Here is a 16,291-nt window from a genome sequence, read left to right as displayed (position 1 = left end):
AACAAAGGGTCCATGGTTAGAATGCGTAAGTTAAACATAAACGTGGTGATCGCCGACGACACCCCATTGATACTGGATGGATTGAAATGCGCACTCAATTCTATTTCGACGATAAACGTCCTGGCGTCGTGTGAATCGTCATCCGAACTATTCGGTGCTTTGTCTGATACCGATTGTGATGTTGTTGTAACGAACTACTCCATTCGTGGAGATGAATATGGTGATGGTGCTGATGGGCTGTCTTATGTATCCCGCCTTCGCCGCCTTCACCCAAATGCAAAGATTGTTATCCTGACGAGGCACAAGCAGCCCGCCATCATCAAGTCTGTCCTGGCCCTTGGCGTCTCCGCCATCGTGGGTCGGCATGACGATGCAACAGAGGTAATCACTGCCATTCATGTCAGCGCTTCCGGCGGGCAGTATATTTCTCCACGGGTCCGCCTGGCGCTGGCTTGCCTGCAGTCCAACATAGATCGGTCACAGCCGCTTTCGGCCCGTGAAACCGAGGTGATGCGCCTCTATATATCGGGCATGACCGTCGGTGAAATTGCAGTCCTTCTCAAGAAGGGCAAACAGACAATCAGCTGCCAGAAGATGAGTGCCATGCGAAAGCTCGGAATAAAGAGCAATGTCGATCTCATCAAGTATGGCCATGACATTAATCATAGCCAGCATTGATTGATCGCAGTCGCAGCAGCGATCGCGCATCTTCCGGCTGGCTTCCCTGATACCGGGTCGCCCGCAGTACCGGCTGTAAGCCGCCCTGTACCGAGGCAATCACTCATTAATGAGTGTGCAGCCTCTAACCTTGCATGAATGCAATGCCATTCACTCGCGATATTGCTGAGTGGCCATGCGTATCAAGCAGCCTTTGAAACTTGCTTTTACTAACCTCCGAGAGGAAACTTGAAAATGAAAACGAAAATTCTGGCAATCACCCTGGCAACGGCTGGCCTGATGACCGCGGCTGGCTCGGCACAAGCTGCTGACGGCATGATCAACTTCACCGGCAGCGTGATCGCCTCCACCTGCAAGATCAACGGCGGCACCAACGATCTGGCCGTAGCGCTGCCCAAGGTGAGCACCAGCACGCTGGCCAAGGCGGGCGCCACTGCCGGCCGTACGCCGTTCGTCCTCTCGCTGACGGGCTGCACCGTCTCCAAGGATGCGCCCACCAAGGTCGCTGTTTCCTTCGAACCCGGCACGACCGTCAACGCCGACACCGGCCGTCTGAAGCTGCAGGGCGCCGACGCCGCTGCCAACGTGGAAATCGGCATCCTGAACGATCAGTCCCTGCCGATCAAGGTGGGCGCGGCCAGCACCGACCAGAACTCGCAGATCGTGGACATCGATGGCACGACCGGCATCGCGAAGCTGAGCTACGCCGCCGAGTACACGGCGACTGGCGTGGCAACGGCGGGTAGCGCGAACTCGTTCGTGCAATACACCCTGATGTACCCCTAAGCGCAAGGACGAATCTCTGATCTACAGGGATTGACGTACCAGCTTGCAAGCCGCCCGGCCGGCTCCGGCCGGCGGCTTGCGACAGGAGGTATCAACGCAAAGGACACGCATATGACACTCAGCATTCCGAAGTCGAAGTTATCGAGGATGATGGCGCTGGTTTCCGCATCGATTGCCTGCGCATCGATCGCGACAACGGCCGCCGCAGCCGTCGTCGTCTCGGGCACGCGCCTCGTCTTTCCCTCGCAAGAGCGCGAAATGACCCTCAAGGTCACGAATGACGGCCGCCTCCCCTCCCTGGTGCAGACGTGGATCGATACCGGGACCGAGAATGATTCACCTGACAAGATCGACGTGCCGTTCACGCTCACGCCGACCATGTTCCGCGTTGAGCCCGGCAAGGGCCAGACCCTGCGCATCATCTATACGAACGAGCCGTTGCCGACCGACAAGGAATCGCTGTTCTGGATCAACGTCCTGGACGTCCCCCCGAAGCCGGCCGCCGAAGACGAACGCAACCGCCTTCAGGTTGCCTTTCGCACGCGGATCAAAATGATGTACCGGCCGCAGGGACTGCCGGGTAAAGCCGAGGAAGCCCCGGCACTGCTCAAGTGGCACATCGCCAGGGACCCCGAAGCCAACCAGTATGTCCTGAAGACCGTCAACCCCAGTCCTTATGTCGTCAGCCTCGGCAGTGTCCAGTTGAAGATGGGCGGGAAAACGTTCGACGCAGGCATGGGCTATGTACTCCCCGGCGCGTCGCAGAAATTCCCGATCACGGGGCTGGAATCGGCGCCCGCCGCGGATGCGACGGTCGAGTTCAGCAGCATCGACGACTGGGGCGGCAACAAGAATGCGCAAGTGCCCGTCGCCATCGACCCGCGGCACTAGCCTGGCCGGTTAGCGCGGCCAGCGCATCCGGGCCAGCCGCACTGCTGGCCAATCAGAAATCCCACACAAGCAAGCGTTGCGCATCCATGCGCCACGTACCGAAGTCGGGCGGCAAGTTCGGACCGTAGATCCGATGGCGTGGTCCGATCCATGATCGCCTGATGAATTGCTCCAGGAGTGTTTTGTATGCCGCCGATTCAGCGTCCGAATTCCGATATTGGCCACATGCCGCAGTTGCGGCCAATATGCGCTTTGCTCCTGACCGGCCTGGCCGGCTGGCAGAGCAATGCGAACGCTGATGGTGGCACGCCCGAGCCGTTTCAAATCGCACAAGCCCAGTCCACGCCCCTTGAGTTCGAGAGCGGTTTTCTCAACAACAGCGGCGGCACCGTGGATCTGTCGAAGTTCCAGCGCAGCAATATCGTCCCGCCTGGAACATACAGCGTCGATATCTATGTCGAGCAAAACTGGGTGGGCCGCGCCAGTGTGCCGTTCAAGGCCGTAACCGGTTCCGCGGATGCCCAGCCTTGCTTCAATGAAGCGCTGCTGAAGCAGGCGGGCGTCAATCTTGGCAAGTTGCCTCACCATGTGAAGGCCACCTTCGCCGATCCGGATGCCTGCGTTCGCCTCGGGCAGGCCATTCCGGACGCGAGCACCAGTTTCGATTTCGGCGAGCAGCGGCTCAATCTCAGCATTCCGCAGATTTCGCTCGTTCGCAACGCGCGCGGATACGTGAGCCCCGACCAGTGGGATGCCGGCGTCCCCGTCGGCATGGTCGGCTACAACGCCAACGTCTACAGCACCAAGAGCCAGGGCGGCAATGCGCAGACCCAGGGATACCTGGGCCTGAATATCGGCGCCAACCTGGGGAGCTGGCATTTCCGTCACGACGGGTCGTATAACCTGGACGATAAAGGACGCCAGAAGTACCAGAACGTCGCCACCTATCTGCAACGCAACCTGCCATCGTTGTCGTCGCAACTCATCATCGGCGAGTCCTATACCTCGGGGGACCTGTTCGACTCCACCCAGTTCCGCGGGGTGCGCATTGCCTCGGACGACCGGATGCTGCCGGATTCGTTGCGCGGTTACGCGCCGGTCGTGCGCGGCGTGGCCAACAGCAATGCGAGAGTCTCGATTTCGCAGAACGGCGTCAAGCTCTACGAGACCACGGTCGCACCCGGTGCGTTCGAGATCGACGATCTCTACCCGACCGGGTACGGCGGCGACCTGCGCGTTACCGTCACGGAAGCGGACGGTTCCGTGCATTCGTTCTCCGTGCCGTATGCGGCCGTGCCGCTGTCGCTGCGTCCTGGCACCAGCCGCTACAGCGTGGTGGCGGGTGCGGTGCGCAATCAGCAGAGCTCGAAGAACCCGCTCTTCACCCAGGGCACCTGGCAGCACGGCTTCACCAACCTGCTGACCGGCTACGGCGGCATCACCGTGGCCGAAGGCTACGTGTCGGTGATGGCCGGCGGCGTGTTGAACACCTCATACGGCGCGCTCGGGGCGGACGTCACGCAGGCCCGCACCTCGATCCCGGGCGTGAAGCGCTTCGACGGCTCCAGTGTGCGGGTGAGCTATGCGAAAAACGTGGTGGCGACCGGCACCAACATCTCGATCGCAGCCTACCGTTATTCCACGGCCGGCTTCTTCGGGCTCAACGACGCCATGCTCGCCCGCGAGCAGGCCGAGCGCGGCCTGTCGATCGACACGGTCTACCGGCAACGCAATCGCGCGTCGCTGACACTCAACCAGCGGCTCGGCGAGCGCGGCGGCAACCTCAATGCCACCGCGTCCACGGCGACATACTGGAACCGCAGCGGCTCGGATGTGAGCTATTCGGTGGGCTACAGCAATGCCTACAAGAATCTCTCCTACAGTGTTTCCGCCACGCGCCAGCGCAACTCCGGCGGGCAGATGAGCACGCTGTACTACGTCGGCCTGACGATTCCGCTGGGCGGGAAGACGCCGGGCACGGTCACCGGAAGCTTGCTGCGCGATACCGCCGGACGCACCCAGCTGCAATCGTCGGTCTCCGGGTCGTCCGGCGTGGACAACAATCTCTCCTACGGCCTGAACGCCAATCACGCGAACGGCAGAGGCGGCTCGACGACCACTGGTGGCGCCAACGTGATGTACCGGGCCCCGAACGTCGAACTCGGCGCGAGCGTGAGCGGAGGTGCGGATTACCAGCAGGCCTCCGTCTCGGCACGCGGCGCCATGGTCGGGCATCCCGGCGGGATCACGCTGTCGCAGCCGCTTTCGGAAACCTTCGCGATTGTCGAAGCACCGGGAGCGGAAGGCGCGCGCGTGACGAATGCGTCGGGCGTGCGGATCGATAGCCGGGGCTACGCGATCGTGCCGTACCTCACGCCGTTCAACATGAACACGGTCGAGCTGGACCCGAAGGGGTTGTCGACCGATGTGGAACTCAAGGAAACGAGCCAGCGCGTGGCGCCGCTGGCGGGCTCGGTCCCGATGCTGAAGTTCGCCACGGAATCCGGGCGCTCCGCGCTGATCCAGCCTCGGCGGCCGAATGGCCAGCCGCTCCCGTTTGGCGCCACGGTGCTCAACGAGCGCGGCAAGGAAGTCGGCTCGGTCGGCCAGATGGGCAAGATCTTCGCGCGCGGCCTGGAATCGCAAGGCGAACTGACCGTCAGGTGGGGCAAGGACGAATCGTCGGTATGCCATGTCCCCTACAACCTGCCGGAGCGAAAGAAGCAAAAGGGGCTGCAGCCGCTGCAGCGGATCGATGCGGCCTGCGCGGATGGTGCGACTCGCCCGAACTATGCCTCGAATCAGGTGCGCCGCTAAACATCGGATCGGGTGCGCGGGATGCCGCGCCACGCTTGAGCAACGCAAGATCACAGGAATTGAGAGAAATCGGGATGAATATTCTGGAAGCTCCAGGAAGTGCCGGTGGCTCGCACCCATACGCGAAGAGACTGTCGACATGGTTCCTGTGGCGGGCGCGTGCATTCCAGGCGGCGGCCCATGCGCCGGCGTCCCGGATCAAGCCCGCGAGTCCCGATAGTACAAAGCGTGACCCGAATCGAGGCGCGGTATGGGAGGGAGAGATGTTCCCTCGCCTGCCGAAGGTAAAAATTCCGGCCATGCAACGGTTCCCTCAAATCCCCCAAGGTCTTACCGCGCATCTGATCCCGGCATGCGTTCTTGTCGTTGTCGCGTCGATTTCGCCGAAAGCACTTGCGATGACCGACCTGACGGCGTTTGGAACGACGCTGAACCTGCCAAGCACTTTGCCGGAAGGCACCGTGATCAGCCGCTACACGATTGCGTTGAGTCAACTCTGCGGCGCATTGCCGTCGTGCGAGATTGCTGCGATATCGCTCTGGCCGAACGGTGGAAGTACAATCCATTCCGGACCGTTAATCGAGACCAACGTATCGGGCATCTCGAGTCGCCTGCTGATGAACGGCCGGCCCGTCTCCAGGTTCGACTACAAAACCGGCGCCACAGTCATCGCCAATTCGCCGCTTGAAGTGCAACTCGTGCGCGACGGCCGCCCACTGTCGCCCGGCAGCCTCGCGGGCCAGCAAAACGGCAACCCGGGCTATTTCGGTCTGTGCTTGCCCTACGTTTGGGCAAACCCTGGCCAGGCATGCCTGTTTGGCCACCCCGGTTTCGCCATTGTTCTGAAGGCCACCATCAGGCTGATCAACGGCACCTGTTCGACACCGGATCAAAGCGTTACGCTGCCTCCCATGGTCGTGCACAAGCTCAAGGGCGTGGGATCGACCGGCGACATGTCGGGCACGAAGGGGTTCGAGCTTCGCTTCAACAACTGCCCACCCGGCTTCGCTCGCATCGGCTATGTACTCAGCCCGACCGCAGGCACGGCGCCCGCCTTCGCCGGCGCGCTGCCGGTCGACGGCGGCACGACGGCAAAGGGCGTGGCGATCCAGATCACCGGCAAGGACGGCGCGCCCGCGACGTTCAACCAACGGCTGCCGCTCGCCGCGTATAGCTCCTCGACCGGCGGCTCGTACTCGGTCCCGATGAACGCACGCTACATTCAAACCGAAGCGACGGTCACTCCCGGCACGATTTCCGGCATGATGTCCGTGCTGGTGGACTACCAGTAGCGCGGATCGTGCGCCTCGCCCGAACTATGCATCGAATCAGGTGCGCCGCTAAAAATCGGATCGGATACGCGGGATGCCGCGCAACGCTTGAGCAACGCAAAATCGCAGGAATTGAGAGAAATCGGGATGAATATTCTGGAAGCGCCAGGAAGTGCCGCCGGATCATATGCATACGCGAACAGGCTGTCGAAATGGCTCCTGCGGCTGGCGCTTGTATTCCAGGCGGCAGCCCATGCGCAGGCGTCCCGGATCAAGCTCGCGAGTCCCGATAGTACAAAGCGTGACCCGAATCGAGGCGCGGCATGGGAGCGAGAGATGTTCCCTCGCTTACCGGAGGTAAAAATTCCTGCCATGCAACAGTTTCATCAAATCCCCCGGGGTCTTACCGCGCGCCTGATCCCGGCATTCGTTCTTGTCGTTGTCGCGTCGATTTCGCCGAAAGCACTTGCGACGACCGACATGACGGCGTTTGGAGCGACGCTTAACCTGCCGAGCACCTTGCCGGCAGGCACCGTGATCAGCCGCTACACGATTCCGGTGAGTCAATTCTGCGGCGCATCGCCGTCGTGCGCGGTTGCTGCGGTATCGCTCTGGCCGAACGGCGCGAGTACACTCAATCCCGGACCGTTGATCGTGACCAACGTATCGGGCATCTCGACTCGCCTGCTGATCAACGGCCAGCCCGTCTCCTCGTTCGGCCACAAAACTGGCAACACCTTAATCCTCAGATCGCCGCTGGAAGTGCAACTGGTGCGCGACGCTCGCCCACTGTCGGCCGGCAGCCTCGCGGGCCAGCAAAACGGCCGCCCGGGCTATTTCAGTTTGTGCGTGCCCTACGATGTGCCAATATCTGGTAGCGCATGCTATGCGAGCCACCCCGGTCTCAGCATTGTTCTGAAGGCCACCGTCAGGCTGATCAACGGCACCTGTTCGACACCGGATCAAAGCGTCGCGCTGCCCGCCATGGTCGTGCACAAGCTCAAGGGCGTGGGATCGACCGGCGACATGTCGGGCACCAAGGGGTTCGAGCTTCGCTTCAACAACTGCCCACCCGGCTTCGCGCGCATCGGTTATACACTCAGCCCGACCGGAGGCGCGGCGCCCGCCTTCGCCGGCGCGCTGCCGGTCGCCGGCGGCACGACGGCAAAGGGCGTGGCGATCCAGATCACCGGCAAGGACGGCGCCCCCGCGACGTTCAATCAACGGCTGCCGCTCGCCGCATATAGCGCCTCGACCGGCGGCTCGTACTCGGTCCCGATGAACGCACGCTACATTCAAACCGAAGCGACGGTCACTCCCGGCACGATTTCCGGCATGATGGCCGTGCTGGTGGATTACCAGTAGCGCGGACTGTCCGCGCCGTCTGCCGCATGCCGTCGCGGCGAAGGGCATACCGTCAGTTGAACGCGCGATTGAGTCCGCCCGCGCGGCCGCCGGCCTCCTTCGGCGATGCAGCCGCTGCAGCGGATCGATGCGGCATGCGCGGATGGTGCGCCTCGCCCGAACTAGGCATCGAATCAGGTGCGCCGTTAGAGAATCAGATCGGATGCGTGGAACGCCGCGCAACGATTGCGCAACGCAAAATCATAATAAATTAGAAAAACATAAGGGAAATGGGATGAATATTCTGGAATCCACAAGAAGTGCCGCTGGATCGTACGCATACGCGAAGATACTGTCGAAATGGCTTCTGCCGCTGGTGCTTACATTCCCGGCTGCAGCCCACGCGCGGTCAGGATGAAGCGGCTCAGGGGGCGCCTACGGTGCCTTCGCCAGCTATACCGCGCAGTCTCGCCAGTGCGGCGGACGCTTGCCAACCTGCACCGTTCCACCATCTTCCCGCCCGTTACAGCAAAGCGTGGCGATTACACCTACGACCGGTGCTCTCCCTCTTGAACAATCAAAGATGAATTCCCCGAAAAAATGGCAGTTATGGCGGCTTGCCTCGCAGGGCAACGGATACTGCGCGCTTGCTACCGCCTCCCTGGCAAGCCTGCCGCCACAACAGCAGGACATGGCGCAAGGCATCGCGGCCAGGCTCTTGCCACGCGACCGCTACTCCGACGTCAAGGTGGCGCTTTTGGTCCTTGTCACGCTGGATCTGCGCAATGAAGCCCGCCCGCATGCCGGCGGCACCGCCGTGGGGCGAGCACTGCACTATGTCTACGCGCCCTGGAGTTTGCAATTTGCCTATCGGCAATTCAATCACACCGGCCCTGTTCCTCGCTGAAATCCCGTGGCACTGCCCTTTGCGCCAACGACGAAACGCCTTCTCGTCGACGGCGCGCAGTTTAGTACTCGTCCTATTCCAAACGGTCTGCAATCTCGATATCCTTGTTGCTTCAGGACGCCTTGTCGCCGGCATTTTCGCCATTTTGCTTCAGGCTATGGCTGTCGTGAGACCGCGGGATGCGGACGGTCAACAGCGCGGTGAAGAACCCATCCGTCTTTCAGCTCCAGGGACGATCAAGGTGACGACGCGTGGATGCGTGTCGGCCGCTCGTCGGCATCGGGGGCCTCGAAATCCGCGTCATCAATACTTATCGGGAAGCTCGGACGCGCAGGACGCCGCGCAGCGCTTGAGCAACGAAAAATTTATGTCGAGTCGTGCGGCTGCGCCGCACGGGATGTGACGCCAACGCGGGCATCTAGCCCAGGCAGAGATGGGAGCATGCACCCGATGATGCATTGCGGTGTTCGGATGGCATCGGGAACTTTGATGGATCCGACACGTGTATGGCAAGTGGACTTCTTATGCTATTTAAAATTACTTCGAGCGCTCTAATCCTGGGTGTCATGTTTCTGTCTGAATCAGCGTTTGCTGGTTGTACGGTAATTTGGCCTGGTACTTCGTTATCGCCGACACTTCCGACCACTCTCAGCCAGGTTCGAGATTCGTTAACCCCAGGGATTCAGTTTCCGTCATCGACTGCCGGAAGCGAATATGTTGCAGGAATCTCCGGCGCCGGCTGCCGGCTCGATGCAGTCGTCGTAACGCCGCTCGGGAGAGTGGTTCCGGGTGTGACGTATCAGGGCTACACCGGCCCCGCGGCTGTATTTGAAACCGGAATTCCCGGCATCGGTTACGCACTGGAAACAAAAAATATCAACACGTCATGGGTGTCTATTGGGGCTGGGCCAACTGTGTTTCCGGGCGGGCCATCCGGCTCTGGCGGTTGGGGTTACAACCAGCGGGTGACGCTCGTCGCAACGGGGGCTGTCCCAACGGGAACCTATCGTGTCCCGGCTCAAACCACCTCGACCCTAGGCGCCATGCTGGATGGAACTGTCGTGTCGAATCGACTGTCGTTAGGTATAGGTGCATTGAGCATCACCGTTACGGCAAGAGCATGCACGATCACGTCCGGCGCGACCAACGCGGTGGTCATGCCGCAGTTGGTGACGTATAGCCTGAAAGCGGTAGGAGATGTCTCTGCCGCCAAGTCGGCGCCGTTTTCGTTGGGACTCAAATGCGATGCGAACGTCAGTGTCTATGCAACCTTGACGGATGCGACCAATCCCGCGAATACCGGCAATATCCTTAGCCTGGCGAAGAATTCGACGGCAACTGGCTTGGGTATTCAGATAATGAAGCAAGGTACGACCAGTCCGTTGAATTTTGGGCCGGATTCATCGGTCAAGGGCAATAAGAATCAGTGGCTGGCCGGTAGATCGGCATCTGGTGGTGTGATCTCGGTGCCCCTCGAAGCGCGCTATATCAAGACGGCGGAAACGATCAAGCCGGGTGCCATGAGCGCGCTCAGCACCATCACTTTTTCGTATCAGTAGTAGCCACCGAATCCGGACGGAGAGACACAGGCTTTCCGGCTGATGCTGTAAATTTTCGGGAGATGGAAATGCCGGCAATGCACTGACAGGCCCGTTGGCGGCAATTCCACCGCCACCGGCGTGGGAATTCAAATGTTCCGCTCGGGCGAAACAACGCCGCCGGGGCTCGGTCCGGATTCGTCGGCGAAGGGAAACACCAACCAAAGGTATGTCTGCCGCTCGCGGGCGTCGGGTGGCAACGTCAACATTCCCCTGGCCGCAAAATATGTGAAGACCGAGCCGACCATCAAGCCGGGCTCGGTTAGCGCGCGGAGTACGGTCACGTTCTCGTATCAGTAGCATCAACCCGCTTCAACCGGTTTTCGGTTCGGTCTGCCTTGCCGCCCCCGCCGCCGCCGTCCTCATCTGGCGATGCGGCAGCACGCATCGGCCGCCGCGCCGGGTTTTCTTGCAAATTCCGCCGCATTTTCAAACTTGTCCGATTGTCTTCCCTGCCCAAGACACTCAGAATCTTGTTACTTCGCTAACGACAGCAGCGACGCACGATGCACGACGCGCACGCGCGTGCAAGACACCAAACACAAGACACCAAACGCAACACACAGCGACTGCCACCCCGGCCCATCAAGCGGCGCAGGCATTGGCGGGCTGGCGTTTCCGCAACAAACCTGCGCCTGCGTTCCAGGCAACGCGCGCAGCATGGGCAGCATGAAATCCATCCGCATTATCGGCGGCGCAGTTGCGCTGCTCCTGCTTCGGGCCCCCGCGGCCACCGCACAGTCACTGACACCGCATGCGGCCGCCGAGACCACAGAAACGACACGCCGCCAGGCGCAGCAGGTCGACGAGGCGTTCTCACGCGCCTCGTCCGCAGCGCCTGTGCTGTCGGGCGGCGAGGCATCTCCACACGCGACACTGGTCTTTCCCGTGGAGTCGCCTTGCTTCAACATCTCGCGCCTTGCATGGAAGAACGCCGAGGCGTTCGCATGGCTCGTGCGCGCTGTCCAGGTGCAGGACGTGTGCGTCGGGTCCGAGGGCATCACCCGCCTGCGCGACCATCTGCGCTACCAGCTCATCGAGCGCGGCTACCTCACCACGCAAGTGCTCATCGGCGAGCAGGACTTGCGCGCCGGCACGCTGGAAATCGAACTCGTGCCAGGGCGCATCGGCAGCATCGCCGAGACCGGCGATGCCCCGGGCCGCCGCCAGATGGCAATGCCGATGCGCGAAGGCGACGTGCTCAACCTGCGGGATCTCGACCAGACGCTGGAGAACATTCGCACCGTGGCCGGCGATGCATCGGTACGGATGGTGCTGGAGCCAGGCAAGGCGTTTGGCCAGACCGATCTCGCCATTCACCATGCGCCCGAGGTGCGGCGTTGGCGCGCCATCGTCACCGCCGACAACTCCGGCATCGACGCGACCGGCAAGAATCAGCTCGGCGGCGTACTGGTGCTTGACTCGCCCCTGGGACTTTACGACCAGCTCGTCGCCACCTACAACAACGACGCGCACCTGCGCAACCGAGCCGTCGGCTCGCGCGCGATGGGCCTGCAATGGACCGTGCCGCTTGGCTATGGCGCCTTCTGGCTGGGCGCGAACCAGTATGATTTCCTGCAGACGATCTCAACGACTGCCGGCAACCTGCCCTACACGGGCCGCACGCGTACGTTCGAGGTGGGCGCCAGCAGCGTGGCCTACCGTACCGGCACGATGAAGGGCACGGTGCGCGCCAGGCTGTCGCGGCGATCGGACGACGTCCGGCTTGGCCAATGGCCGATCGGCGTGCAGACGCGCGACATCACCAGCTACACACTCAGCTATTCCCACTATCAACGCACGAGCCGCATGACGGTCACCGCGGGCCTCGGCCTGCGCGGGAGCATTCCCGCGTGGTCGGCCAACAGCGGCTATGTGAGCGGAAAAACGCAATGGAACGGCCGCTACAGCATCCTCAGCGCCAATGCGAGCGTCGATGCCCCCTTCTCTCTCGCCGGGCAACGCCTGGGCTATCGCGCCAGCGCCAATGCCCAGGCCGCGCCGAATGCGATCCCGGCGACGGAAATGCTCTCGATCGGCAGCCGCTACACCGTGCGTGGCTTCGATGGCTCGCGCACGCTGATGGGGCAAAGCGGGTGGGTGCTGCGCAATGAAGTGGCGCTGGCGATCGGGAACACCGGGCAGGAAGCCTATGCCGCGGCTGACGCGGGCGCCGTGGGTGGCAGCGTGACGCGCGAACTCGCGGGGCGGACCCTCGTGGGCGCGGCGATCGGGGTCCGGGGCGCGTATGGCAGGGTTGGCTACGACGTGTCGGTTGGCATGCCGGTGGCCAAGCCGGCCGGGTTCGAGGCGGCCCGCGTGGCGGTGGCCGTGCAGCTATCCATGAGGCTATGACACCGGATGCACTGACATTGAATGGATCCACAACCTGACGGAGGAAGCCAACCACAGCCATCACTGAATCGCCCCCCCTGACCCGGCATGCCCGCCCCCAATCGGCACGGATCTCCGTATGCCGGCGGCCTGCCGTCTCTCACTTTACTTTCCATGGCCCAAATGATGAAAACGACATCCATGATTGCCCGCCCGCCCAGCTGCAGCAGCCTGCTGCGCGCACTGTTGCTGGCCGTCCCGGCGCTTCACGCCTCCATCGCGTCCGCACAGATCAGCGCGGCGCCTGGCGGCCCGGCTATCGGCGCGACCGCCAATGGCGTGCCGCTCGTGCAGATCAACGCGCCGAACGCCGCCGGCGTATCGCACAACCAGTTCCAGAACTACAACGTGGGCGCCAATGGCGTGGTGCTCAACAACAGCGCCAACGGCGCCGCCACGCAGATCGGCGGCAACGTCGCGGGCAATGCCGCGCTCGCCAATGGCGCCGCCAGCGTCATCCTGAACGAGGTGGTCGGCAGCTCCCGCACCATGTTGAATGGCGCCACGGAAATCGCCGGGCAGCGCGCCGCGCTGATCGTGGCCAACCCGAACGGCATCTCCGTCGATGGCGGCAGCGTGCTGAACGCCTCCCGCGTCACACTGACCACGGGCACCCCTAACCTCACCAGCGGCGGCGCCGTATCCGGCTTCGCGGTGGCCGGCGGCGACATCGCCATCAGCGGCCGGGGGTTCGATGCCGGCACGGTGGACAAGGTCGACCTGCTGTCGCGCTCCATGAAGATCGACGCGGCAGTCCGTGCCAAGGACCTGATCCGCGCCGTGGCGGGGCGCAACGATATCGCCTATGACGGCGAACGCGTCGACGCCGCGCAGACGACCAACGGGAAAGATATCGTTCCCGTGCACGCGATCGATGTGGCCGCGCTGGGCGGCATGTACGCCAACGCCATTTCGCTGCGAAGCACCGAAGGTGGCGCCGGCGTGAACATCGCAGGCAAGGTGCAGGCGCTCACGGGTGACCTGACGATCAAGAAGACCGGCATGGTCGTCACATCGGCAGGCCAGGGCGGCGAGCAGGCCAACGCCGACATCGAGCCCGGTTTCGTCGTCGCCGGGAAAGCCACCGAGGACAAGATCCGCGTACGGTCGGGCGCGCAGCTGCTCGCGGCAGGCACCACCGATATCAATTCGAACAGCCTGGACAATGCCGGCGCGATCCGCGGCGCATCCGGCGCCACGATCAAGGTGGCATCGCTGATCAATGACGGCACCATCGCGTCGGACGGCGACATCACGCTGAACACGGCCACGCTGCAGAACACGAAGACGATCAAGGCCGGCGGCACGCTTTCGGCCAAGACGGCGGACTTCTCCAATGGCGCGCAAGGCACCATGGAAGCGCAGCAGGACCTTTCCGTATTCGCCGCAACCCTGATTAACGATGGCGTTGTCCGTTCCAACGCGGGTGAGCTCAAGCTCGATGCCGCAACCATCACCAACACAGGCACGGTCAGCAGCGCGACTGGCATCACCACGGTGAAGGCGGCGGAATTTTCGAACTCCGGCAAGATCACCGCGAGCCGGGACCTGTCGGTCAAGATAACGTCCGGCAGGAACGAAGGCACGCTGTCCAGCGAGCACGGCAACCTCGACGTCTCCAGCACCACCTTCACCAACCTCGACCGCCTGTCCGCCAAAGAGGGCGAGGTGACGGTGCGCTCGCCGATCTTCGTCAACTCCGGGACCATCGAGCAGGCCCAGCTTGTGGAGCTGCCCTTGGTGCCGGTCAAGCCTGTGGAGCCTGAGGAGCCAGTCAAGCCCGTGAAGCCGGTGAAGCCACCCAAACCCGTGAAGCCAGCCAAGCCCGCCAAGAACTGGTGGGCACAACAATGGTCCGCACCCGTCGTCGGCGCTTGGGGGCAAGCGACGCCCGTCAGCTGGAATACGCGCTGGAACTGACGCGCTGAAGGCATCCGCGGCATAGCGCGACGCGGATGACGAAAGGCGAAGCGGGCGCCTTCCCGGCGCCCGCCTTTCGCGGGCGTTTCGTATGCCAACCTTGGTGTCTGTTCTTTTGATCGCTGCCGCAACGCACCGGCACGCTGCCAAAGCCAACTTTGCCGACTTTGCGGACTTCGCCGGCGTGGCTGGCTTTCGTGGCGCCGGCAAAAAAAAACCCAGGCTGTCACGGGGATAACAGCCTGGGGCGCGATTGCGGGGTCGGAGGGGGTCGCCCACTCAGCAAATGTAGACCGTCGGCACATAGGGGTATGCCGACAAACGAAAGTCTAACGAGATTGCATCGCGCCGGAAATCGGATAAGTCTGATTTTTTATGGCGCTTGCAATCGGATAAGTCCGAATTTAAAAACCGGCGCAATTGCCCTGCACCTCAGTCCAGGCGCGCATCGAGGCCGAAAATGCGGACTTCGAAAGCCGGTTCTGCGGTGATGCAGATTCGTACTTGTCCGATTTTCATCTGATTTTAGCGATGCTAATATCACTCCACTGACCAGCTTCGCCCGGATAGGCCGGCCGCGTTGCGTCGTTTTTGCGCTTCGGAGATAAGCCTTGTCTAGTTCCGTTATTCCTTCCCAACTCGATGTGCCACCACCATGGGGCACACGCTTCGATGTGCGCGATACGCTTGCCGCGTACCGTGCGGAGGCCGTCAAAGTCCATCTTGCCAGCACGGCCCCCACCCTGGCGCGGGCGTTGCGCCGCGCGCGGCTGCGCGGGCTGGCTGCCGGCACGGTAGGCTGTGGCATGGCGGCGGCGGCGTGGCTGTTGGCGGCTTGGTTGACGGGCCCCGCGCCCGAGCCCTTGCCTTCGTTCCAGCCTGTGTCCATGCCCGGGTCCATGCCAGTGACCTCGCCTGCGCGATTGCCCGCACCGGATGCCGGGCTGCAAGCCGCTGTGGCCGACCGGCCGGAAGCCGTGGCGGCCGCGGTTGACTCGCCCACGCCTGCGGCGCCTCTGCCCGCCCCTTTGCGGGCTGATAGCGCAACCGCCAGCACAGCCACCAGTCCTGTCGCCGCACCGGTCGAGCGCGCCATGGCCCGCAGGCATTCGCATGCCGACCCGGTTCCTCCCAGGCAGGTGGCCGGGCGCAGTGCCGGGACGCCGGTAGCCGATGATGCTGGAGATAACGCCGGCCATAGCACTAGCGATAGCGTCGGCCATAGCGCTGGCTATATGTTGGCTGCGCCCGCGTACGATGCCGGCTCGCGCCCGAGCGCCGTGGCCTATCTGCCGCCCGACTCGCACTTCACGTTGCATGGGCACTCCCGGCTGATCGACGAGTAAGGCTGCTGCCTTCCACGTGCGCCGGTTTCATCGACTCGATCCCGGGCGCCGTGGAAGTCAAACTGGCCGCGAGCCAAGCGCAACGCGCGTCGCTCCCGGCCAGCATCCTGACATCGACTTTTCCAGGCGCCCGCTTCGCTTTCGCTCGCGCTTTCGTTTTCGTTTTCGGTTGAGCAATGCGCCATGCCCGGAGACCGCGCTTTGTCGTCGAGCGCCACGCTTTTCGTACTTGTCCGATTCAAATCTGGCGAATGCGTATCTAGAATGCCCCGGCTGATCCCATTCTCTCAACGCTCCCCGTCAACGCCTCCATACTCACTTCATTATTTTCAATAACGG

The 16,291-nt window shown here is 62.5% G+C and carries 12 protein-coding genes; all 12 read left to right on the top strand.

What is annotated here, in order from left to right; translation table 11 throughout:
* The first annotated feature begins 45 nt into the window (after positions 1 to 45).
* The 12 genes from RR42_RS38105 to RR42_RS37700 all read left to right on the top strand — a co-directional run bounded on the left by RR42_RS38105 (position 46) and on the right by RR42_RS37700 (position 15,952).
* Complete coding sequence (locus RR42_RS38105; RefSeq protein WP_158408276.1) at positions 46 to 678, top strand: response regulator transcription factor; 633 nt, start codon at positions 46 to 48, stop codon at positions 676 to 678.
* 234 nt (positions 679 to 912) lie between these two features.
* Positions 913 to 1,464 (top strand): fimbrial protein, encoded by a 552-nt coding sequence (locus tag RR42_RS09700; RefSeq protein ID WP_043346106.1) that lies wholly within the window; start codon positions 913 to 915, stop codon positions 1,462 to 1,464.
* Between the two features lie 111 nt (positions 1,465 to 1,575).
* The gene (locus tag RR42_RS09695) at positions 1,576 to 2,355 is read left to right on the top strand and encodes a molecular chaperone (protein WP_052494561.1); all 780 of its coding nucleotides are present in this window, start codon (positions 1,576 to 1,578) and stop codon (positions 2,353 to 2,355) included.
* Positions 2,356 to 2,541: 186 nt separating this feature from the next.
* Complete coding sequence (locus tag RR42_RS09690; RefSeq protein ID WP_043346102.1) at positions 2,542 to 5,172, top strand: fimbria/pilus outer membrane usher protein; 2,631 nt, start codon at positions 2,542 to 2,544, stop codon at positions 5,170 to 5,172.
* 263 nt (positions 5,173 to 5,435) lie between these two features.
* The gene (locus RR42_RS09685; RefSeq protein WP_158408275.1) at positions 5,436 to 6,464 is read left to right on the top strand and encodes a fimbrial protein; all 1,029 of its coding nucleotides are present in this window, start codon (positions 5,436 to 5,438) and stop codon (positions 6,462 to 6,464) included.
* An 87-nt stretch (positions 6,465 to 6,551) separates the two neighbouring features.
* On the top strand, positions 6,552 to 7,808 hold the full coding sequence (locus tag RR42_RS09680; RefSeq protein WP_144409804.1) for a fimbrial protein: 1,257 nt from the start codon (positions 6,552 to 6,554) through the stop codon (positions 7,806 to 7,808).
* Positions 7,809 to 8,322: 514 nt separating this feature from the next.
* Complete coding sequence (locus tag RR42_RS39580; RefSeq protein ID WP_144409803.1) at positions 8,323 to 8,694, top strand: hypothetical protein; 372 nt, start codon at positions 8,323 to 8,325, stop codon at positions 8,692 to 8,694.
* A gap of 524 nt (positions 8,695 to 9,218) precedes the next feature.
* Entirely contained in the window at positions 9,219 to 10,253 is a 1,035-nt protein-coding gene (locus tag RR42_RS38420; RefSeq protein WP_158408274.1) for a fimbrial protein, read from the top strand.
* Positions 10,254 to 10,304: 51 nt separating this feature from the next.
* The gene (locus RR42_RS38415; RefSeq protein ID WP_269083395.1) at positions 10,305 to 10,592 is read left to right on the top strand and encodes a fimbrial protein; all 288 of its coding nucleotides are present in this window, start codon (positions 10,305 to 10,307) and stop codon (positions 10,590 to 10,592) included.
* A gap of 369 nt (positions 10,593 to 10,961) precedes the next feature.
* Entirely contained in the window at positions 10,962 to 12,647 is a 1,686-nt protein-coding gene (locus tag RR42_RS09665) for a ShlB/FhaC/HecB family hemolysin secretion/activation protein (RefSeq protein ID WP_063778437.1), read from the top strand.
* A 180-nt stretch (positions 12,648 to 12,827) separates the two neighbouring features.
* Positions 12,828 to 14,606, top strand: coding sequence for a filamentous hemagglutinin N-terminal domain-containing protein (locus RR42_RS37705; protein ID WP_052494556.1), 1,779 nt, complete (start codon positions 12,828 to 12,830; stop codon positions 14,604 to 14,606).
* 611 nt (positions 14,607 to 15,217) lie between these two features.
* Positions 15,218 to 15,952, top strand: a complete 735-nt coding sequence (locus tag RR42_RS37700) for a hypothetical protein (RefSeq protein ID WP_144409802.1) — start codon at positions 15,218 to 15,220, stop codon at positions 15,950 to 15,952.
* Positions 15,953 to 16,291 lie beyond the last annotated feature (339 nt).

The organism is Cupriavidus basilensis, from assembly GCF_000832305.1.
GTDB lineage: Bacteria > Pseudomonadota > Gammaproteobacteria > Burkholderiales > Burkholderiaceae > Cupriavidus > Cupriavidus basilensis_F.
This window is presented reverse-complemented; position numbering and strand designations above follow the sequence as displayed.